Origin of the sequence: Streptomyces sp. NPDC085596 (assembly GCF_044541565.1) — a bacterium.
In the GTDB taxonomy this organism is placed as follows: Bacteria; Actinomycetota; Actinomycetes; order Streptomycetales; family Streptomycetaceae; genus Streptomyces.
This window is the reverse complement of record NZ_JBITTC010000001.1, coordinates 316,169-337,043: the sequence shown is the minus strand read 5'-3', so window position 1 is coordinate 337,043 and position 20,875 is coordinate 316,169. Positions and strand designations below refer to the sequence as shown.

The 20,875-nt window shown below is 72.8% G+C and carries 17 protein-coding genes; 13 read left to right on the top strand and 4 right to left on the bottom strand.

Annotation, left to right across the window (positions count from 1 at the left end):
• Window positions 1–109: 109 nt before the first annotated feature.
• From ACIGA3_RS01545 to ACIGA3_RS01535, 3 genes are all read left to right on the top strand, one after another.
• Window positions 110–583, top strand: coding sequence for an SAV_6107 family HEPN domain-containing protein (locus tag ACIGA3_RS01545; protein WP_399709173.1), 474 nt, complete (start codon window positions 110–112; stop codon window positions 581–583).
• A gap of 190 nt (window positions 584–773) precedes the next feature.
• Entirely contained in the window at window positions 774–1,562 is a 789-nt protein-coding gene (locus ACIGA3_RS01540; RefSeq protein ID WP_399709170.1) for a methyltransferase, read from the top strand.
• 276 nt (window positions 1,563–1,838) lie between these two features.
• A complete protein-coding gene (locus ACIGA3_RS01535; protein WP_161147224.1) occupies window positions 1,839–2,225 on the top strand; it encodes a DUF3040 domain-containing protein in 387 nt (128 codons plus the stop codon).
• 143 nt (window positions 2,226–2,368) lie between these two features.
• On the opposite strand, the gene ACIGA3_RS01530 is transcribed toward ACIGA3_RS01535, so the two are convergent.
• The 4 genes from ACIGA3_RS01530 to ACIGA3_RS01515 all read right to left on the bottom strand — a co-directional run bounded on the left by ACIGA3_RS01530 (window position 2,369) and on the right by ACIGA3_RS01515 (window position 7,927).
• A complete protein-coding gene (locus ACIGA3_RS01530) occupies window positions 2,369–4,741 on the bottom strand; it encodes a DUF3488 and DUF4129 domain-containing transglutaminase family protein (RefSeq protein ID WP_399709167.1) in 2,373 nt (790 codons plus the stop codon).
• Entirely contained in the window at window positions 4,738–6,051 is a 1,314-nt protein-coding gene (locus ACIGA3_RS01525) for a DUF58 domain-containing protein (protein ID WP_399709164.1), read from the bottom strand. The genes ACIGA3_RS01530 and ACIGA3_RS01525 overlap by 4 nt, the downstream gene beginning before the upstream one ends.
• Complete coding sequence (locus ACIGA3_RS01520; protein WP_399709161.1) at window positions 6,051–7,130, bottom strand: AAA family ATPase; 1,080 nt, start codon at window positions 7,128–7,130, stop codon at window positions 6,051–6,053. The genes ACIGA3_RS01525 and ACIGA3_RS01520 overlap by 1 nt, the downstream gene beginning before the upstream one ends.
• 224 nt (window positions 7,131–7,354) lie before the next feature.
• Window positions 7,355–7,927, bottom strand: coding sequence for a beta-class carbonic anhydrase (locus tag ACIGA3_RS01515; protein WP_399709159.1), 573 nt, complete (start codon window positions 7,925–7,927; stop codon window positions 7,355–7,357).
• A 418-nt stretch (window positions 7,928–8,345) separates the two neighbouring features.
• Between ACIGA3_RS01515 and rsmH the strand changes: the two genes are divergently transcribed.
• The 10 genes from rsmH to ACIGA3_RS01465 all read left to right on the top strand — a co-directional run bounded on the left by rsmH (window position 8,346) and on the right by ACIGA3_RS01465 (window position 20,825).
• Window positions 8,346–9,302, top strand: a complete 957-nt coding sequence (gene rsmH / locus ACIGA3_RS01510) for a 16S rRNA (cytosine(1402)-N(4))-methyltransferase RsmH (protein WP_399709156.1) — start codon at window positions 8,346–8,348, stop codon at window positions 9,300–9,302.
• Window positions 9,303–9,345: 43 nt separating this feature from the next.
• Window positions 9,346–9,885, top strand: coding sequence for a septum formation initiator family protein (locus ACIGA3_RS01505; protein ID WP_399709153.1), 540 nt, complete (start codon window positions 9,346–9,348; stop codon window positions 9,883–9,885).
• A gap of 5 nt (window positions 9,886–9,890) precedes the next feature.
• On the top strand, window positions 9,891–11,840 hold the full coding sequence (locus ACIGA3_RS01500) for a peptidoglycan D,D-transpeptidase FtsI family protein (protein WP_399709151.1): 1,950 nt from the start codon (window positions 9,891–9,893) through the stop codon (window positions 11,838–11,840).
• 45 nt (window positions 11,841–11,885) lie between these two features.
• Window positions 11,886–13,565, top strand: a complete 1,680-nt coding sequence (locus ACIGA3_RS01495; RefSeq protein WP_399709148.1) for a UDP-N-acetylmuramoyl-L-alanyl-D-glutamate--2,6-diaminopimelate ligase — start codon at window positions 11,886–11,888, stop codon at window positions 13,563–13,565.
• Window positions 13,566–13,569: 4 nt separating this feature from the next.
• A complete protein-coding gene (gene murF / locus ACIGA3_RS01490) occupies window positions 13,570–14,985 on the top strand; it encodes a UDP-N-acetylmuramoyl-tripeptide--D-alanyl-D-alanine ligase (RefSeq protein ID WP_399709146.1) in 1,416 nt (471 codons plus the stop codon).
• Window positions 14,982–16,055, top strand: coding sequence for a phospho-N-acetylmuramoyl-pentapeptide-transferase (mraY, locus tag ACIGA3_RS01485; protein ID WP_030810142.1), 1,074 nt, complete (start codon window positions 14,982–14,984; stop codon window positions 16,053–16,055). Before murF ends, mraY begins: the two co-directional genes overlap by 4 nt.
• A complete protein-coding gene (gene murD, locus ACIGA3_RS01480; RefSeq protein ID WP_399709143.1) occupies window positions 16,037–17,479 on the top strand; it encodes a UDP-N-acetylmuramoyl-L-alanine--D-glutamate ligase in 1,443 nt (480 codons plus the stop codon). The genes mraY and murD overlap by 19 nt, the downstream gene beginning before the upstream one ends.
• 70 nt (window positions 17,480–17,549) lie before the next feature.
• The gene (gene ftsW, locus ACIGA3_RS01475; RefSeq protein WP_399709140.1) at window positions 17,550–18,908 is read left to right on the top strand and encodes a putative lipid II flippase FtsW; all 1,359 of its coding nucleotides are present in this window, start codon (window positions 17,550–17,552) and stop codon (window positions 18,906–18,908) included.
• Window positions 18,909–18,914: 6 nt separating this feature from the next.
• The gene (gene murG / locus ACIGA3_RS01470) at window positions 18,915–20,003 is read left to right on the top strand and encodes an undecaprenyldiphospho-muramoylpentapeptide beta-N-acetylglucosaminyltransferase (protein WP_217462717.1); all 1,089 of its coding nucleotides are present in this window, start codon (window positions 18,915–18,917) and stop codon (window positions 20,001–20,003) included.
• A 27-nt stretch (window positions 20,004–20,030) separates the two neighbouring features.
• Window positions 20,031–20,825, top strand: a complete 795-nt coding sequence (locus ACIGA3_RS01465) for a cell division protein FtsQ/DivIB (protein ID WP_399709137.1) — start codon at window positions 20,031–20,033, stop codon at window positions 20,823–20,825.
• Window positions 20,826–20,875: the final 50 nt, after the last annotated feature.

The following is a 20,875-nucleotide window of genomic DNA, read 5'->3' as shown; positions in this document are numbered from 1 at the left end:
TCCGGCCGGAGTTGGGGCGAAACAGCAGGTCGGAACGGATTGTCAGTGGCATACCGCACGATGTGGGCATACGGCACCTGTGCCGTCACCGGACGACAGGAGGTTCGTCATGACCAGCTCGTCAGCGGCTGCCGCCGCGAGCGACGTCCACCCCGTGCTCCGCCGCTCCACGGCACCGCCCGCCGCCGTCGCCCTGCTCGCCCAGGCCCACACCGCGCTGGAGGAGGCCACCACCCTTCAGACCCCCAACGAGCGCTACGCCACGGCCCACCTCGCCGCCCTCCGCGCGGCCGCCGCCGTCCTCGCCGTCCGGGGCCGCCCCGAGTCCACCCCGCGCCGCCGGGCCCGTATCCGCCCCGCCTGGGAGGTGCTGCCCGAGCTGGCGCCCGAGCTGACCGAGTGGAGCGCCCTGTTCGCCTCCGGCGCCGACCGCCGCGCCCGCGCCGAGGCCGGTATCCGGGGCGCGGCGGGCGCCCGCGACGCCGACGACCTGATACGCGACGTGGGCATGTTCCTGCGCCTGGTCGAGCGGCTGCTCGCCCTCCGGCCGGTGCTGTCCCGGACGGGCCCGGAGACCAGCTGACCCGCCTTCCCGTCCGCTGGGCGAGACGCCGAGCGCCGCACCCGGCGGGGGTGACCGGGTGCGGCGGGCGAGGCCATAGGGTGGAGACGCCTTACGTCTCCACCCGCCGCGCACCTCCCGCGACCGGCCGGGGGAGGCCCCCATCGCGCCGCCGGGCAACGGGCGGTGCCGTGCCGAGGAGTCAACAGCCGTGCCGGACCCGACGCGCCCCCGCGCCTCTCTCCGTACCGCCGTGGTGTGGGACGTCCTCCAGGACGCCCTGGACCGCCGCGTCAAGGCCACGGGGCGGGACTCGCTGGACGTGCTCGACACCGGCGGCGGCAGCGGCAACTTCGCCGTGCCCGTCGCCCGGCTCGGCCACCGCGTCACCGTCGTCGACCCCAGCCCCAACGCGCTCTTCGCCCTCGAGCGCCGCGCCGCCGAAGCGGGCGTCGCCGACCGGGTCCGGGGCGTCCAGGGCGACGCCCTCGGCCTCTTCGACGTGGTCGAGCGCGGCGGCTTCGACGCGGTCCTGTGCCACGGGGTGCTGGAGTACGTGGACGACCCCGCCGAGGGCGTCGGCAACGCGGTGGCCGCGCTGCGCCCCGAGGGCGTGCTCAGCCTGCTCGCGGCGGGCCTCGGCGGCGCCGTGCTGGCCCGCGCCCTCGCCGGCCACTTCACCGAGGCCCGGCAGGCCCTGGCCGACCCGGACGGCCGCTGGGGCGAGGGTGACCCGGTGCCGCACCGCTTCACCCCCGAACAGCTCACCGCGCTGGTCGAGAGCGCGGGCCTGCGCGTCGGGTCCGTGCACGGCGTACGCGTCTTCGCCGACCTGGTGCCCGGCGTCCTGGTGGACACCGAGCCCGGCGCGCTGGACGCGCTGCTGCGGCTGGAGGCCGCCGTGGCGGAGCTGCCCGCCTTCCACTCCGTGGCCACCCAGGTCCATGTGCTCGGCGAGACCCGCGTGACCGAAGGGCCCGCCGAAGGCGCCGGAGACTGAACCCGCCCCGTGGGACACGCCGCTGATCAGGGGCGCGACGGCAGATGGAGTACGCCACAAGCCCCCCGATCGAGGGGTTTGCGCCGTATGATCGAGGTACACCGACCGGCATGACGGGTCGGCCGCCGGGGAATGACAGCCTCAGCGAGCCGGGACGCCCTGACGGACCGGTTGGCCAGATGGCGCAGAGGGGCGGGTTTCACGGGGGCGATTCCCTGCCTATCCTGAAAGGACCCCCCAGAGTCGCCCCGGCGACTGCACGATGAGGAGGACTCCGTGCCGCTCTCGGAGCACGAGCAGCGCATGCTCGAGCAGATGGAGCGAGCGCTGTACGCCGAAGATCCCAAGTTCGCGTCGGCGCTTGAGGGAAACGGGCTGCGGACGTACACCCGGCGCCGGGTCTACCAGGCGGTCGCGGGCTTCCTCGTCGGTATCGCGCTCCTCATGGCCGGTATGGTCGCCCAGCTGATCTGGATCAGCGTCGTAGGTTTCCTCGTGATGCTCGGCTGTGCCGTGCTCGCCGTCACCGGCTGGCGCAAGGCCCCCAAGCCGGGCGAACATCCCAAGGGCCACACCAGGCGCCGCCCCGTCCGGCGGAAACGTACCGTCATGGAACGCATCGAGGACCGCTGGCAGCGCCGCCGCGACGAACAGGGCCACTGACGCGGTCCGCGCTCCGGCCGACAGACTCCCCGTCCCCGGACACCTCCAGGCTTCACGCATGAGGGGTGACCACCGCTTCCGGTGGTCACCCCTCAGCCATGTCCGGGCTCCTCGGTCATGTCCCGCCCCTCGGCGGGGCCCGCTCAGCCCCGCTGTCCCGAAGCCTCCCCGCGCACCGGCCGCAGGGACGCCGCCCGCGCCCGCAGCGCCGACCAGCGGGCCCCGGCCGCCCACAGCAGCCGCCGCGCCGAGCGCGGCGCGAACAGGGCCCGCAGCCGGGTGGCACGGGAGACCGGGACCGCCAGACCGGCGATCACCCGGCGCACGTCCCTGGCGAGATCCGGGGCCTGTCGCGGCTCGGGCGCGTACAGCACCTGCTCCAGCGCGGTCGCCACCCGGTGCACCGCCGCCTCGGCCTCCCCGTCCAGCCGGCCCAGCCGCACGATCCGGGCCGCCGACCCGCGCGGTGTCAGCGAGTCGTCCGGTACCACCCCGAAGTCCCACGCGCTGTCGGCCAGCTCCCGCCATGCCGCCGACGTCCGCTCCGCCGGGTCCGGTGACCCTCCGTCCAGCCGGCGCGCACGCACCCGCGTGCGCCACAGCATCGGCGCCAGCGGGAGCACCACCAGCGCCAGCGCGCCCAGCACGATCAGCGCGGCCCACACCCCGCCCGACGGGCCCCCGCCCCCACCCGGCGCCGCCACGGCCGCCGACGGATCGGCACACGCGCCCGACCGGGCCGGTGTCGCGCAGTTCTCACCCCGCGTCGCCGCCGCCGAAGGCTCCCTGGACGCCCCGCGCGAGGGCAGCTCCCGGTCCGGCCGCGCGCTGCTCGGCGCGTCCGGCTGGGTGTACGCCGGGGTCGTGCCCCGCGTGGGCGTCGGCTCGAAACGGGTCCAGCCCACGCCCTGGAAGTACAGCTCCGGCCAGGCATGAGCGTCCTTCAGGCTCACCGACACCGAACCGTCGCCCTGCGGGGTGCCCGGCGCGAAGCCGACCGCCACCCGGGCCGGAATCCCCAGCGTGCGGGCCATCGCCGCCATGGCGAAGGAGAAGTGCACACAGAACCCCTCCTTGCGCTTGAGGAAGTTGGCGATCGCGTTCGCGCCCCGGCCCACCTGCACCTCGGTGTCGTACCGGAAGCCGCCGTCCACCGAGAACCAGTCCTGGAGCCGCACCGCCTCCTCGTAGTGGTTGCGCGCACCGGAGGTGACCTCCTCGGCGGTCCGCGCCACCACGTCCGGCAGCCGGGCCGGCACCCGGGTGTACTCCCGCTCCAGCGCGGCCGGCGGCTTCGGGGCCTCGGCCAGCTGCTTCGCGGTCGGCCGCAGATCCAGGCTGGTCACCTGGTACGTCTTGCCCCGCGTGGTCTGGCCGTGATCGCCCACCAGCGTCATCCCGACCGGCTCGTAACGCCAGTTGCCGTCGATCCTGACCCCGCTCGGCGGATACGGCATCGGCAGCCAGTCCTGCGCGTACCAGTCCGCGGCCGTGATCACCGTGCGCAGCGTGGACCGCTTCACGTCGCCGCTCAGGCCCGCCGGGGCCGGGAAGGTCCCCGGCACCGCCGCGATATGCCGCTGGGACGGCTTCCAGTCGGTGCCGTCGAAGTCGTCCAGGGACACTATCCGCACATACATGTCCGGCACCTCGCCGGCGCTGGGCCGCAGGGAGAGCACCTGGCGGTCGTCGTCCACGTTCAGGCTGTCCCGCAGTGACACCAGCGGGTTCACGGCCGAGATCGTGCCGCCCCGGCCGTTGCCCGCGCCGACGCCCGACCCCGCCTCTCCCAGCAGGCCGCCGTGCAGCGTCGGCAGGGCCAGCGGCACCACCAGGGCCACACCCAGCGCCAGCGCGCCGATCCGGCGGCCGGTGCGCGCCGGAGCCGTCACCGCGCCCACCGGAGCACCCGCACGCGGGGCGCCGCCGAACACCCGGCCCCACTGCGCGAGCCGCTCCCGGCCCTCCGCGAGCAGCAGCATCAGATAACCGGCCGCCGCCACCAGGAACCACAGCCAGTCCGCGCCCCCGTCCGAAAGCCCCGCCGCCACCGAGTACAGCGCCAGCAACGGCAGCCCCGCCGGAGCCGCCCGCCGGAAGGTCACCGCGAGGGTGTCCACCAGCAGATGCACCAGCAGCACCCCGCCGACCAGCAACAGCCTGATGCCGTCCGTGAGCGGCGCCGGGATCGCGTAGTGGCTCACGTCGTCCGAGCCCTGCCCGAGCAGCGTCCCGAACCGCAGGAACGCGTCCGGCCCCGGCAGCAGCCCGCCCAGCGCCGCGCCCCGCGCGAAGACCAGCGTCAGCAGCACCAGGGTCACCAGCAGCTGCGCCAGCAGCGTCAGCGACCGGGACAGCGGAATCCGCCGGGCCGCGATGCCCACCCCCGCCTGCACGGTCACCAGCAGCGCCGACAGCAGCAGCCAGGTGGGCCCGTCGACCAGCGGCAGCAGCGCGCAGGACGCCATCAGCGTGGCCGCCGCCGCACACAGCGCCAGTCGTGCCCGGCCGCTCATCCCCGTGCCTTCCCGCTCAGGGCGGCCGGACCCGGCCGCTCCCGGTCCGCCTGCCGCCACAGCTCCTCCAGCGACGCCCCGCGCGGCACACCCAGCGCCGTCCAGCCGGCCTCGCGCAGCACCCGCAGCCGCTGGGGCAGCGGGCCGTCCGGCTCCGGCACCGCCGTCGGCTCGCGCGTCCAGCCGTCCGGGTCGAGCACGAAGGCGACCGCACCGCCGCGCCGGCGCATCCGCGCCACCGAGGCCGCCTGCCCGGCGTCGAGATCACCGAGGAAGGCGACCAGCAGCCCGTCGTGCCCGTCGCGCAGCACGTCGTACGCGCCCGCCAGGTCGGCGCCGTCGGAGTGGTCGATCACCGCGAGGGTGTCCATCATCAGCGCGGCCGCCGCCGCCCGTTCATGGCCCGAACCGCCCTCGCCGGACACCGTGACACCGAAATCCGTCAGCAGCCGCACCGAGAACCCCCGCTCCAGCAGATGCGCCACCACCGAGGCGGCCCCCGACACCGCCCACTCGAAGGCCGAGCCGGGGCCCGCGCCCTCGTAGGCCACCGCGCGGGTGTCCAGCAGCACCGTGCAGCGCGAGCGCCGGGGCTGTTCCTCGCGGCGCACCATCAGCTCGCCGTGCCTGGCGGTGGAGCGCCAGTGCACCCGGCGCAGGTCGTCGCCGTGCCGGTAGCCGCGCGGGATCACGTCGTCCTCGCCGGCCAGCGCCGGCGAACGCTGCCGCCCGTCGCCGTGCCCGAGCGCCTCCCCGCCGAAGCGGACCGGCGGCAGCGGCTCCACGCGCGGCAGCACCGTCAGCGTGTCGTACGCCGAGAAGGACCGGGTCAGCTCGCACATCCCGAACGGGTCGCTCAGCCGCACCTGGAGCGGCCCGAGCCGGTACCTGCCGCGCAGGTCCGAGCGCACCCGGTAGGACACCTCGCGGTGACCGCCCGGCTCGATCCGGTCCAGCACGAAACGCGGCCGGGGTCCGAGCACGTACGGCACCCGGTCCTGGAGCAGCAGCAGGCCGGTGGGCAGCCGGGAGACGTTGTCCACCCTGAGCCGCACCCGCGCCTCCCCGGTCGCCGGCACCCGCGTGGGAGCCAGGCCCCGCTCGGCGGTCACCCGGTGCCGGGTGCGGTGCAGGACGGTCGCGCAGATCAGCGGCAGCACCGCCAGCAGCAGGCCCACCCGCAGCAGATCGTCCTGGCCCAGCACATAGGCGCAGATCGCGGCCGCGATCCCGGCGGCCAGGAAGGAGCGCCCGCGGGTGGTGAGCCCGGACAGCGTCGCGCGCACCCCGCCCCGCCCCCCGGCGGACATCACAGACCCCTGGCAGGCCGCGGATGCCGCGGGGGATAGGCCGCCGAGACGTCCAGGCCGTCGTAACCGCTCTGCCGTCCGGTGGTGGGCACGGGGGTGTGCTGGATGATCTCCCGCACCACGTCCTCGGCCGTCCGGCCGTTCAGCTGGGCCTCCGAGGTGGGCAGCAGACGGTGGGCCAGGACGGCGGGGGCGAGCGCCTGCAGGTCGTCCGGCAGCGCGTACTCCCGGCCCTCCAGGGCGGCGGACGCCTTCGCCGCGCGCAGCAGATGCAGCGTCGCGCGCGGGGAGGCGCCGAGTCTGACATCGGGGTGGACGCGGGTGGCGGCGACCAGCTCCACCGCGTACCGCCGCACCGCCTCCGAGACATGCACCGCGCGCACCGTCTCGATCAGCTTCACGATCTCGTGGGCGTGCGCCACCGGCTCCAGGTCCTGCAGCGGGGAGGCCCCGCCGTGCACGTCCAGCATCCGCAGCTCGGCCTCGACACTGGGATAGCCCACGGAGACACGGGCCATGAAGCGGTCGCGCTGAGCCTCGGGCAGCGGATACGTGCCCTCCATCTCGACCGGGTTCTGTGTCGCCACCACCATGAAGGGGCTGGGCAGTTCATAGCTGTGGCCGTCGATGGTGACCTGCCGCTCCTCCATGGACTCCAGCAGCGCCGACTGGGTCTTGGGCGAGGCGCGGTTGATCTCGTCGCCGATCACGATCTGCGCGAAGATCGCACCCGGCTTGAACTCGAAGTCACGGCGCCGCTGGTCCCAGATGGACACCCCGGTGATGTCCGAGGGCAGCAGGTCGGGCGTGAACTGGATGCGCCGCACCGAGCAGTCGATGGACCGCGCCAGCGCCTTGGCCAGCATGGTCTTGCCCACGCCGGGGACATCCTCGATCAGCAGATGCCCCTCGGCGAGCAGCACGGTCAGCGCGAGCCGCACGACCTCGGGCTTGCCCTCGATCACGTCCTCCACCGAGGCGCGGACACGCTCCGCGGTGGCGGTCAGCTCCCGCCCCGCCCCCGACTCCGTTCGAGCGGGGACGCCCCCCTGGCTCGCCCGATCGTCATAGGTCGTCACCCGGCCCTCCTCGGCCCGTCATCACCCAGGGCCTGTGCACGCGAGCGCGACCGGCCCACCCCGGAAATGCGACGCCGCGCGGACCAGGCCGCGCGCCGTCACACCCCGCATTCTTGCCGCCGTTACGGATTCGTGTCACCGCCTGTGGACAACTGCCCCCGCGATGCCGGGCTTGCGGTCCTTTCGCCCCCGCCCACACCGCGGGACAAGGGCCCGCCGGGGCCTCAGGCCGACTCGGCGGCGCCGCCCTCGGCCGGGTCGATCTCGCGGAGCAGACCGGTGCGCACATCGAAGACGAAGCCGCGCACGTCATCGGTGTGCAGCAGGAACGGCGAGGTCCGCACCCGCTGCATCGACTGCCGTACGTCCTGGTCCACGTCCCGGAACGCCTCCACCGCCCACGCCGGGCGCTGGCCCACCTCCATCTCCAGCTCGTGCCGGAACTCCTCGGTGAGCGATTCGAGGCCGCACCCGGTGTGATGGATCAGGACCACGCTGCGGGTGCCCAGCGCCCGCTGACTGATGGTCAGCGAACGGATCACGTCATCGGTGACGACGCCGCCCGCGTTACGGATGGTGTGACAGTCGCCCAGCTCCAGACCGAGCGCGGCGTGCAGGTCGAGGCGGGCGTCCATGCACGCGACGACGGCCACCTGGAGCACCGGACGCGCGTCCATGCCGGGGTCGGTGAAGGCGTTCGCGTAACTCTCGTTGGCGCCGACCAGGCGGTCCGTCACGCTGCCGCCGCCCGTTATGGCGCCGTCGGACCCGGTGGGAACTGCTGCGGAAGTCGTCATGGTCCCGACGTTACTGGTCACCGGTGTTCCCGGCCTGCTGTGGACGGCCACAAAGAACGACATCGTGGCTTGTTGTGAGCCAACCCACACGGAGCGCCAACCTCCACCGGACGGGTGAATCCCGGCGAATCGCGGGGCCGGCCCGGAAGCCGTACGCGACGCGCAGGCCGGTTGATTGACCGCGACACACGGTGGACTAAAGTGACGCGAAGCGGGAGGCGCGGCTCTTCCCGCTGGTGAAACCCCCGGAGATCCCGGCATCCGCCCGGACCGTCTCCCCGCGTGCGCGGCGCGTACGTGCGGCTCGGCCTCCTCCCGCTCCCGGCCGGCCGACGCTTCCGGCGCCGGCGGGCCTCCCCTTCACGGAGCGGGCGGGGACCCGGCGGTGCGTACGGCCCGCCGGAACTGAGAGGCCCCCTTGACCGAGAGTCGACACGTCCCGGTGATGCTCCAGCGGTGCCTGGACCTGCTGGCGCCCGCCCTGGAGCGGCCGGGAGCGGTGGTCGTCGACTGCACCCTCGGCCTCGGCGGCCACAGCGAGGCGCTGCTGACCCGCTTCCCCGAGGCCCGGCTGATCGGCCTCGACCGGGACAAGGAGGCGCTGCGCCTGTCCGGCGAACGCCTCGCCCCCTTCGGCGACCGCGCCACCCTCGTGCACGCCGTCTACGACGAGCTCCCCGAGGTGCTGGACCGCCTGGACATCCCGGGCGTCCAGGGCGTGCTGTTCGACCTCGGCGTCTCCTCCATGCAGCTGGACGAGGCCGACCGCGGCTTCGCCTACGCCCAGGACGCCCCCCTCGACATGCGCATGGACCAGACGACCGGCATCAGCGCCGCCGAGGTCCTCAACACCTACCCGCCCGGTGAACTCGTCCGCATCCTGCGCGCGTACGGCGAGGAGAAGCAGGCGAAGCGGATCGTCTCGGCGGTCGTCCGCGAGCGCGAGAAGGAGCCGTTCACCAACAGCGCCCGCCTGGTCGAGCTGATCCGGGACGCTCTGCCGCAGGCCGCCAAGCGCACCGGCGGCAACCCGGCCAAGCGCACCTTCCAGGCCCTGCGCATCGAGGTCAACGGCGAACTGTCCGTGCTGGAGCGGGCCGTGCCGGCCGCGGTGAAGGCCCTCGCGGTCGGCGGCCGCATCGCGGTGCTGTCGTACCAGTCGCTGGAGGACCGGCTGGTCAAGCAGGTGTTCGCGGCCGGCGCCGCCAACACCGCCCCGCCCGGGCTGCCTGTCGTGCCCGAGCGCTACCAGCCCCGGCTCAAGCTCCTCACCCGTGGTGCCGAACTTCCCACCGAGGAGGAGATCGCCGAGAACCGCCGGGCCGCCCCGGCCAGGCTGCGCGGCGTCGAGCGCATCAGGGAGGACGCCGAGTGAGCGAACGGGACCGGCCGGGCACCCGGACCCGCCGGGAGGGACAGTGAGCAGCAAGCCCGCACCTCGGGGGAGGGCGGCCCGGCTCGCCCGGCTCATCCCCGCAGGCCGCGCCCGCGCGGCCCGCACCCCCTTCGTACTCCTCGTCGTCCTGCTCCTCGGCGGCGGACTCCTCGGTCTGCTGGTGCTCAACTCCGCGCTCAGCGAAGGGTCGTTCGAGCTGGACGACATACAACGCCGGACCAAGAGCCTCACCGACGAGGAACAGGCCCTCCAGCGGGACATCGACGCCTACTCCGCGCCCGACGCCCTCCAGCGCCGCGCCCGCGAACTCGGCATGGTCCCCGGCGGCGACCCCGCCTTCCTCGGCCCCGACGGCACCGTCAAGGGCGTCCCCAGCGCCGCCCCCCGCTCCGCCGCGCTCACCGGCCCCCGCGCCCCCGAGGCCCTCACCGCCGTCCCCGGCACGGCCCCGGCGACGCCGGCCGCTTCGCCCACCACCACCCCGGCGAGCCCCGCCGCCACATCTCCCGCGCCGGGCGGCACCCTCCGGTCCGCCCCCACCACCCCGACCCCCGGCAGGTGACGGAAGTGTCCGACAGGGAAGCGCCGCGCCGCCGTGTGCCCGGACCCGCGAGGCCGCCCCGTCCCCGGGGCGCGGCCCCCCGCCGCCCCGGCCCCGGCGCCCGCCCGGCCCGCCGCCCCTCCGGCGGCCGCCCCCCGGCCAAGCCCGCCCTGCGGCTCGGCAGCCCCCGGCCCCGGCTGCGCCTGGTCGGCCTCGCCCTCGCCCTGGTGCTGACCGCCTTCACCGTGCGGCTCCTCCAGGTGCAGGCCGTGGACGCCAGCACCTACAGCGCCAAGGCCGAGCAGAACCGCTATGTGGCGCACACCCTGACCGCGGAGCGCGGCGGCATCACCGACCGCAACGGTGTCGCCCTCGCCGTCAGCGAGGACGCCTACGACATCACCGCCGACCCTATGATGTTCGGCAGCGAACAGCTCAAGATCTCCGACGGGCCCGAGCAGGCCGCCGCGCTGCTCGCGCCGATCCTCGGCCAGGACCAGGAAGCGCTCGTCAAGAAGCTCCGCCCGGCCAACAAGCAGTCCCGCTACGCCCGGCTCGCCTCCCGGCAGACCCCGCAGGTCTGGAAGCAGATCAAGGACCTCAAGGCCGCCCTCGCCAACAAGGGCACCGCCAACGTGCTCGCCGGGGTCTTCGCCGACCCCAGCAGCCAGCGCGTGTACCCCAACAAGGAACTCGCCGCCGGGATACTGGGCTGGGTCAACAGCGAGGGCCGGGGCGGCGGCGGCATCGAGCAGCAGCTGAACAAGCAGCTCTCCGGCAAGGACGGCAAGATCCGCTACGCCCAGTCCGGCGGCCGTGAGGTGCCCACCGCGGGTTCCACCGAGACGCCCGCCGTGCCCGGCAGCGACGTCGAGCTGACCATCGACCGCGACATCCAGTGGGCCGCGCAGAACGCGATCTCCGAGCAGGTGAAGAAGTCCAAGGCGGACCGGGGCTACGTCATCGTCCAGGACACGGCCACCGGCCAGATCCTCGCCATGGCCAACTCGCCCGGCTTCGACCCCAACGACCTGTCCAAGGCCGACTCCGCCGCCATGGGCAACCCCGCCCTCCAGGACGCCTACGAACCCGGCTCCACCGCCAAGGTGATGTCCATGGCGGCCGTGCTGGAGGAGAACGCGGCCACCCCGCTCACCCATGTCGTCGTACCCAACCGGCTGCACCGGGGCGACCGGCTCTTCCAGGACGACGTCGACCACGCCACCTGGTACCTCACCCTCAACGGCGTGCTCGCCAAGTCCAGCAACATCGGCACCATCCTCGCCGCAGGCCAGCTCGGCAAGACCCAGCGGGCGGCCAACGACACCCTCTACTCCTACCTGCGCCAGTTCGGCATCGGCCGCTACACCGGGCTCGGCTTCCCCGGCGAGACACCGGGCATCCTCGCGCCCTCCGCCAAGTGGTCCACCTCGCAGCAGTACACGATCCCTTTCGGCCAGGGCTTCTCCATCAACGCCATGCAGGCCGCCTCCGTCTACTCCACGATCGCCAACGGCGGAGTCCGCGTCGCGCCCACCCTGGTACGCGGCACCAAGGGCGCCGATGGCCGCTTCGCCCCCGCGCCGGGGCCCGCGAAGACCCGTGTGGTCAGCGAGAAGACCGCGAAGACCGTCGCCCAGATGCTGGAGTCCGTCGTCGACGACGAGCAGGGCACCGGCATCAAGGCCCGTATCCCCGGCTACCGGGTCGCGGGCAAGACCGGCACCGCCAACCGCGTCGATCCGGCCACCGGGAGGTACCACGGCTACACCTCGTCCTTCGCCGGATTCGCCCCCGCGGACAAGCCCCGCGTCACCGTCTACTGCGCCATCCAGAACGCCACCTCCGGCAGCTACTTCGGCGGCCAGATCTGCGGTCCGGTCTACAAGCAGGTGATGGAGTTCGCGCTGAAGACCCTGCAGGTCCCGCCGACCGGTGCGAAGGCCGCCGCCCTGCCCGTCTCCTACCAGCCCTGACCCGCCGCCGACCGGCACCAGGCAACGACCACCAGGAACGAACCCGTGACAACGATCACCCCCGATGACGGGAACCGAGGGACCCCCCGCGCCACCCGCGAGCCCCGTTTTAGCTCCGGAGCGGGTACTCCCGGTACGCTCACCGCCGTGCCACACGCCGATCAGTCCCAAACCACTCAGAAGGGCGTTTCCGTGACAAATCCGGGACCGCCGCGACCGGTTCAGGTCTCCGCCATCTCCCTCGCGGAACTGGCCGGTCAGCTGGGTACCGCCGCGCCCGCCGAGTCCACTGGGTCCGCCGGGGTCACCGGGATCACCCATGACTCGCGGGCCGTCCGCCCCGGCGACCTGTACGCCGCCCTGCCCGGTGCCCGGCTGCACGGCGCCGACTTCGCCACCCAGGCCGCCGGGCTCGGCGCCGTCGCCGTGCTCACCGACCCGGCCGGCGCGGAGCGCGCCGCCGCGACCGGACTGCCGGTCCTGGTCGTCGAGGACCCGCGCGCGCAGATGGGCGAACTGGCCGCCACCATCTACGGCCACCCCGGCCGGGACCTGCTCCAGATCGGCATCACCGGCACCTCCGGCAAGACCACCACCGCCTACCTGGTCGAGGGCGGTCTGAAGGCGGCCGACCGCGCCACCGGCCTGGTCGGCACCGTCGAGACCCGCATCGGCGAGACGCGCATCAAGTCCGAGCGCACCACCCCCGAAGCCACCGACCTCCAGGCGCTGTTCGCCGTCATGCGCGAACGCGGCACCGACGCCGTCGCCATGGAGGTCTCCAGCCACGCCCTGGTCCTCGGCCGGGTCGACGGCTGCGTCTTCGACATCGCGGTCTTCAACAACCTCAGCCCGGAGCACATGGAGTTCCACTCCGGCATGGAGGACTACTTCCAGGCCAAGGCGAGCCTGTTCACGCCCGAGCGCAGCAGGCTCGGCGTGGTCAACGCCGACGACGAGTACGGCCGCAGGCTCGTCACCGAGGCCACCGTCCCGGTCGTCACCTTCTCCGCCGAGGGCCACCCGGACGCCGACTGGCGCGCCGAGGACGTCCAGATCGGGCCCATGGACTCGACGTTCACCGCGCTCGGCCCGGGCGGCCAGCGTGTCCACGCCCGTTCGCCGCTGCCCGGCCCGTTCAACGTGGCCAACACCCTCGCCGCGCTGGCCTCCCTCGCCGCCGCCGGGCTCGACCCGCAGACCGCCGCCGACGGCATCGCCGCCGTTCCCGGTGTCCCCGGCCGCCTGGAGCGCGTCGACGCCGGACAGCCCTACCTCGCCGTCGTCGACTACGCCCACAAGACCGACGCGGTCGAGTCGGTGCTCAAGGCGCTGCGCAAGGTCACCAAGGGCCGGCTGCACCTGGTGCTCGGCTGCGGCGGTGACCGCGACCGCACCAAGCGCGGCCCGATGGGCGCGGCCGCGGCCCGGTACGCCGACACGGCCGTACTGACCTCCGACAACCCCCGCTCCGAGGACCCCCTGGCGATCCTGGCGGCCATGCTCGAAGGCGCCGCCTCGGTGCCCGCGCACGAGCGGGGCGAGGTGCTCCTGTTCGAGGAGCGGGCCGCCGCCATCGCCGCCGCCGTGGGCCGCGCGGCCGCCGGTGACGCGGTGCTGATCGCGGGCAAGGGTCATGAGCAGGGCCAGGACATCGCCGGCGTGATCCGTCCCTTCGACGACCGCCAGGTGCTCCGCGAAGCTATCCAGAACACCCAGGGATGAACTTGTGATCGCCCTCTCCCTCGCCGAGATCGCAGCTGTCGTCGGCGGGCAGACACACGACATACCGGACACGTCCGTCCAGGTCACCGGACCGGTCGTCCGGGACTCCCGCGAAGTGGTGCCCGGCACCCTGTTCGTCGCCTTCGTCGGCGAGCGGGTGGACGGCCACGACTTCGCCGCCTCGGTCGTCCGGGCGGGCGCGGTCGCCGTACTGGCGTCGCGTCCCGTCGGCGTGCCCGCGATCGTCGTGGACGACGTCCAGAGCGCCCTCGGCGCCCTTGCCCGGCATGTCGTCGAACGGCTCGGCGCGACCCTCGTCGCCCTGACCGGCTCGGCCGGCAAGACCAGCACCAAGGACCTCATCGCCCAGGTGCTCGGCGGCAAGGCGCCCACCGTGTTCACGCCCGGCTCGCTCAACAACGAGATCGGGCTGCCGCTGACCGCCCTGTCCGCCACCGAGGAAACCAGGTTCCTCGTGCTGGAGATGGGCGCCCGCGGCATCGGGCACATCCGTTACCTCGCCGAACTCACCCCGCCGAAGGTCGGGTTGGTGCTCAACGTCGGCAGCGCCCACATCGGCGAGTTCGGCGGCCGCGAGCAGATCGCCCAGGCCAAGGGCGAGTTGGTGGAGAGCCTCCCCGCGGCGGCGGACGGCGGCGCCGCGATCCTCAACGCCGACGACCCGCTGGTGCGCGCGATGGCCTCCCGTACCAAGGCGAAGGTGGTCCTTTTCGGAGAGTCGGCCGAAGCGGACGTACGCGCCGAGAACGTACGACTCACGGACAGCGGACAGCCCGCCTTCAGGCTTCACACACCCTCCGGTGCAAGCGATGTGACCATGCGCCTGTACGGTGAGCACCACGTGTCGAACGCGCTCGCCGCGGCCGCCGTCGCCCATGAGCTGGGCATGTCCGCAAGTGAGATCGCCTCCGCGCTCTCCGGCGCGGGCACCCTCTCCCGCTGGCGCATGGAGGTCACCGAGCGCCCGGACGGCGTGACCATCGTCAATGACGCCTACAACGCCAACCCCGAGTCCATGCGGGCCGCCCTCAAGGCGCTCGCGGCCATGGGCAAGGGGCGCCGCACGTGGGCGGTGCTCGGCAAGATGGCCGAGCTGGGGGACGAGGCTCTCGCCGAGCACGACGCGGTCGGACGGCTCGCCGTCCGGCTCAACGTCAGCAAGCTCGTCGCGGTCGGTGGCATCGAAGCCTCCTGGCTGCAACTGGGCGCATACAACGAGGGTTCGTGGGGTGAGGAGTCGGTGCACGTGTCCGACGCACAGGCGGCGATCGGCCTTTTGCGCAGCGAGTTGCGTCCGGGGGACGTCGTGCTGGTGAAGGCGTCCCGGTCGGTGGGGCTGGAGAGTGTCGCCCAGACGCTCGCCGAGGCCGGTACCGAGGGTGAGGTCGCCGCCCGATGATGAACCAGGTTCTGTTCTCGGGCGTCATCGGTCTCTTCCTGACGCTGATCGGCACCCCGCTGCTGATCAAGCTCCTCGCCCGCAAGGGTTACGGCCAGTACATCCGCGACGACGGCCCGCGCGAGCACGCCAGCAAGCGCGGTACGCCGACCATGGGCGGTATCGCCTTCATCCTGGCCACGATCGCCGCGTACTTCCTCAGCAAGGTGATCACCGGCAAGCCGCCGACGTACTCCGGCCTGCTGGTGCTCGGCCTGATGTTCGGCATGGGCCTGGTCGGCTTCCTCGACGACTACATCAAGATCGTCAAGCGGCGCTCGCTCGGCCTGCGCGCCAAGGCGAAGATGGCCGGCCAGCTGATAGTCGGCATCGGATTCGCGGTGCTCGCCCTGCAGTTCCCCGACAACCGGGGCAACACACCGGCCTCCACCAAGCTGTCCTTCATCACCGACTTCGGCTGGACCATCGGCCCGGTGCTGTTCGTGGTCTGGGCGCTGTTCATGATCCTCGCCATGTCCAACGGCGTGAACCTCACCGACGGTCTGGACGGCCTCGCCACCGGCGCCTCCGTCCTCGTCTTCGGCGCCTACACGTTCATCGGCGTCTGGCAGTTCCAGGAGTCCTGCGCCAACGCCATGACCCTGACCAACCCGGCCGCCTGTTACGAGGTGCGCGACCCGCTGGACCTCGCGGTGGTCGCCTCCGCCCTGATGGGCGCCTGCCTGGGCTTCCTGTGGTGGAACACCTCCCCGGCGAAGATCTTCATGGGCGACACCGGCTCGCTCGCCCTCGGCGGTGTCCTCACCGGCCTGGCCATCCTCTCCCGCACGGAGCTGCTGGTGGCCATCATGGGCGGCCTGTTCGTCCTCATCACCATGTCGGTCGTCATCCAGGTCGGCTCCTTCCGGCTCACCGGCAAACGCGTCTTCCGGATGGCACCGCTCCAGCACCACTTCGAACTCAAGGGCTGGTCCGAGGTCCTTGTCGTGGTCCGCTTCTGGATCATCCAGGGCATCTGCGTCATCGTCGGACTGGGCCTCTTCTACGCGGGATGGGCAGCGGACAAGTGACCTCCTCGGTGCCTTCGGGGCCAAGTGAATTCCAGGGCAAGCACGTCACCGTCGCCGGACTCGGCGTCTCCGGCCTCCCGGCCGCGAAGGCGCTGCACGCGCGCGGGGCGATCGTCACGGCCGTCAACGACGGCGACGACGCCCGCGCCCGCGAACAGGCCGCGGAACTGGAGGCGCTCGGCATCACCGTCCGCCTCGGCGACGGCGCCACCCTGCCCGAGGGCACCGAGCTGATCGTCACCGCGCCCGGCTGGCAGCCGGACAAGCCGCTGTTCCTGGCGGCCGAGAAGGCGGGCGTGCCCGTCTGGGGCGACGTCGAGCTGGCCTGGCGCCTCAGGGGACCCGACGCGGCCCCCTGGCTCGCCGTCACCGGCACCAACGGCAAGACCACGACCGTGCAGATGCTCGCCTCCATCCTCAAGGCGGCGGGCCTGCGCACGGCCGCGGTCGGCAACATCGGCGTCTCCCTGCTGGACGCGGTCCTCGGCGACGAGAAGTACGACGTGCTCGCCGTGGAACTCTCCAGCTACCAGCTGCACTGGGCGCCCTCCCTGCGCGCCTTCTCCGCCGCCGTCCTCAACCTCGCCCCGGACCACCTCGACTGGCATGGCTCCATGGACGCCTACGCCGCCGACAAGGGCCGTATCTACGAGGGCAACAAGGTCGCCTGCGTCTACAACGTGGCCGACCCGCGCACCGAGGACCTGGTGCGCGAGGCCGACGTCGAAGAGGGCTGCCGGGCCGTCGGGTTCACCCTGAACGCCCCGGCCGTCTCCCAACTCGGCGTCGTGGACGGCATCCTGGTCGACCGCGCCTTCGTGGAGAACCGGCAGAAGAACGCGCAGGAGCTGGCCGAGGTCTCCGACGTCGACCCGCCGGCCCCGCACAACATCGCCAACGCCCTTGCCGCTGCGGCCCTCGCCCGTTCCTTCGGGGTACCCGCCCAGGCGGTACGCGACGGACTGCGCGCCTTCAAGCCCGACGCCCACCGCATCTCCCATGTCGCCGACCTCGACGGCGTGGCCTGGGTGGACGACTCCAAAGCCACCAACACCCATGCGGCGGAAGCCTCGTTGGCGGCCTACGAGCCGATCGTGTGGATCGCGGGCGGACTCGCCAAGGGTGCCGAGTTCGACGAGCTGGTGGCCCGCTCCGCCAAGCGGCTGCGCGGCGTCGTCCTGATCGGCGCCGACCGCGCGCTGATCCGCGAGGCCCTCGCGCGACACGCCCCGGAGGTACCCGTGGTGGACCTCGACCGGACCGACACTGGGGCGATGCTCCAGGCGGTGACGGAGGCGAAGCGGCTGGCTCAGCCCGGCGACACGGTTCTGCTGGCCCCGGCGTGCGCCTCCATGGACATGTTCACCAACTACAACCAGCGCGGCGACGCGTTCGCGGCCGCCGTCCGCGAACTCGGCGCCTGACCCCGGCCGCCCGTGCCGGGCGGATCTTGGGAGGGACGCGTGGGACGGTCGACGTTCAGCGGAGGCGTTGATGCCCAGTAGCCGTACCGGACGGCCGCCCGTACAGCGGGCGGCCCGTCCCGCACCCCTGAGGATCGCGCGCGACAACCCCGTACGACGCCTGCGCACCCGTGCGAGCAAGGCGTGGGACCGGCCGCTGACCGCCTACTACCTGATCCTGGGCGGCAGCATGCTGATCACCGTCCTGGGTCTGGTGATGGTCTACTCGGCCTCCCAGATCACCGCGTTGCAGCTCTCGCTGCCCGGCTCGTTCTTCTTCCGCAAGCAGTTCCTCGCCGCGCTCATCGGCGGCGCGCTGCTGTTCGCCGCCTCCCGGATGCCGGTGAGGCTGCACCGGGCACTGGCCTACCCGATCCTGGCCGCCGCCGTGTTCTCCATGGCCCTGGTGCAGGTGCCGGGGATAGGGATGTCGGTCAACGGCAACCGGAACTGGATCTCGCTCGGCGGCTCCTTCCAGATCCAGCCCAGCGAGTTCGGCAAGCTCGCCCTGGTGCTGTGGGGCGCCGACCTGATCGCCCGCAAGCAGGACAAGAAGCTGCTGGCCCAGTGGAAGCACATGCTGGTCCCACTGGTGCCGGTCGCCTTCCTGCTGCTCGGGCTGATCATGCTCGGCGGAGACATGGGCACCGCGATCATCCTCACCGCGATCCTCTTCGGCCTGCTCTGGCTCGCCGGAGCCCCGACCCGGCTCTTCGCCGGGGTGCTGTCGGTGGCGGCGCTGATCGGTGTGATCCTCATCAAGACCAGCCCCAACCGGATGGCCCGGCTCGCCTGCATCGGCGCCACCGAGCCCAAGGCGGGCGCCGCCGACTGCTGGCAGGCCGTACACGGCATCTACGCCCTGGCCTCGGGGGGGATCTTCGGTTCCGGGCTGGGTGCCAGCGTGGAGAAATGGGGACAACTCCCCGAAGCCCACACGGACTTCATCTTCGCCGTCACAGGTGAGGAACTGGGTCTGGCGGGCACGCTGTCGGTACTGGCCCTGTTCGCGGCTCTAGGCTATGCGGGTATCCGCGTGGCCGGACGCACGGAGGACCCCTTCGTGAGGTACGCCGCGGGAGGCGTGACGACGTGGATCATCGCCCAGGCGGTGATCAACATCGGTGCGGTGCTCGGCCTGCTGCCGATCGCCGGCGTCCCGCTCCCGCTGTTCTCCTACGGAGGGTCCGCCCTGCTGCCGACCATGTTCGCCATCGGACTGCTGATCGCCTTCGCGCGTGACGAGCCCGGTGCGCGGGCGGCACTCGCGATGCGGCAACCCCGCTTCGGCAGAAAGCGGGCGGCAGGCTCCCGCGCCGAGCGGGTGCCACGGAGATGGAACACGATGCGACGGCGTGCCTCGGCGGCGCGTTCGTCCGGAGAGCGGTGAATTTCGGTGCATGTCGTACTCGCCGGCGGGGGTACCGCGGGCCACATCGAGCCCGCGCTCGCCCTCGCGGACGCCCTGCGCAGGCAGGACCCCACCGTGGGGATCACGGCCCTGGGCACGGAGCGCGGACTTGAGACCCGGCTCGTCCCGGAGCGCGGCTACGAGCTGGCGCTGATCCCGGCGGTCCCGCTGCCGCGCAAGCCCACACCCGAGCTGATCACCGTGCCGGGGCGGCTGCGCGGCACGATCAAGGCCGCCGAGCAGATCCTGGAGCGCACCAAGGCCGACGCGGTGGTCGGCTTCGGCGGCTATGTCGCGCTGCCCGGCTACCTGGCCGCCAAGCGCCTCGGCGTGCCCATCGTGATCCACGAGGCCAACGCCCGCCCCGGCCTGGCCAACAAGATCGGCTCCCGCTACGCGGCACGGGTCGCCGTCTCCACGCCCGACAGCAAGCTGCGTGACGCCCGCTACATCGGCATCCCGCTGCGCCGCTCCATCGCCACCCTGGACCGTGCGGCGGTACGCCCCGAGGCCCGCGCCCGCTTCGGCCTGGACCCCAACCTGCCCACGCTGCTGGTCTCCGGCGGCTCGCAGGGCGCCCGGCACCTCAACGAGGTCGTCCAGCGGGTCGCGCCCTGGCTCCAGCAGGCAGGCATCCAGATCCTGCACGCGGTCGGCCCGAAGAACGAACTGCCGCAGGTGCAGCAGATGCCGGGGATGCCCCCGTACATCCCGGTAAGTTACCTGGACCGGATGGACCTCGCGTACGCCGCGGCCGACATGATGCTCTGCCGCGCGGGCGCGATGACCGTCGCCGAACTCACCGCCGTCGGGCTCCCGGCCGCCTACGTCCCGCTGCCCATCGGCAACGGCGAACAGCGGCTGAACGCCCAGCCGGTGGTCAAGGCGGGCGGCGGACTCCTCGTGGACGACGCGGAACTGACGCCGGAGTGGGTGCAGCAGAACGTGCTCCCCGTCCTCGCCGACCCGCACCGTCTCTACGAGATGTCCCGCGCCGCCGGTGAGTTCGGCCGCCGGGACGCCGACGACCTGCTCGTCGGCATGGTGTACGAGGCCATCGCCTCCAGCCGTTAGGCACGTCACGACGAAGGGACAGCGAGCGTGGCCGGTTCGACCACCGCCGAGCGCGGTGAACGCCAGCAGGAGTCGGCCGGCCCGCCGCTCGTCCGTCAATTGGGGCGCCCCCGGCTTCGTATGATCATCATGTCGGCCGTGTTGCTGGTCCTGGTGGGCGCCGGTTCCGTCTGGGTGCTCTACGGCTCCGAGTGGCTGCGCGTACGGTACGTCTCGGTCTCCGGCACCCAGGTGCTCACCCCCGCCGAGGTCCGCGACGCCGCCGCCGTGCCGGTCGGCGCCCCGCTGGCCTCGGTCGGCACCGACGCCGTGGAGGCGCGCCTGCGGGGGAAGTTGCGTCGTATCGACACCGTCGAGGTCGCCCGGTCCTGGCCGCACGGCATCACCCTGAAGGTCACCGAGCGCACCCCGGTGCTGCTCGCGCGCGAGAACGGCAAGTTCACCGAGATCGACAAAGAGGGCGTACCTTTCGCCACCGCGGGGAAGGCGCCCAGGGGTGTACCGATGCTCGAACTCGCCGCGTCCCGCAAGGGATCGGGTGCCGCCAGCCTGCGTCGCTTCGGCACCGGACGTCTCGTGCGCGAGGCGGTCCGGGTGGCCGGCAGTCTCCCGCCCGCCGTCGCCAGGGACACCGGGACCGTCCGGGTCGGCTCCTTCGACGCCATCACCCTGGAGTTGGGGCACGGACGCACCGTGGAGTGGGGGAGCGGGGAGCAGGGCCGCGCCAAGGCACGGGCCCTCACAGCTCTCATGAAAGCAGCTCCAGGTGCCCGGCACTTCGATGTGAGCGTGCCCACCGCCCCCGCGTCAGCGGGGAGTTGACGCACATCAGCGCAGGCCAGCACCCTGGTTGGGCACTGCTACGGCTGATC

Coding starts and splice junctions, on each gene's coding strand:
- mraY (WP_030810142.1), top strand. CDS start 14,982: ATGATGAACCAGGTTCTGTTCTCGGGCGTCATCGGTCTCTTCCTGACG.
- ACIGA3_RS01530 (WP_399709167.1), bottom strand. CDS start 4,741: ATGAGCGGCCGGGCACGACTGGCGCTGTGTGCGGCGGCGGCCACGCTG.
- ACIGA3_RS01545 (WP_399709173.1), top strand. CDS start 110: ATGACCAGCTCGTCAGCGGCTGCCGCCGCGAGCGACGTCCACCCCGTG.
- murD (WP_399709143.1), top strand. CDS start 16,037: ATGGGCAGCGGACAAGTGACCTCCTCGGTGCCTTCGGGGCCAAGTGAA.
- ACIGA3_RS01525 (WP_399709164.1), bottom strand. CDS start 6,051: ATGTCCGCCGGGGGGCGGGGCGGGGTGCGCGCGACGCTGTCCGGGCTC.
- ACIGA3_RS01515 (WP_399709159.1), bottom strand. CDS start 7,927: ATGACGACTTCCGCAGCAGTTCCCACCGGGTCCGACGGCGCCATAACG.
- ftsW (WP_399709140.1), top strand. CDS start 17,550: ATGCCCAGTAGCCGTACCGGACGGCCGCCCGTACAGCGGGCGGCCCGT.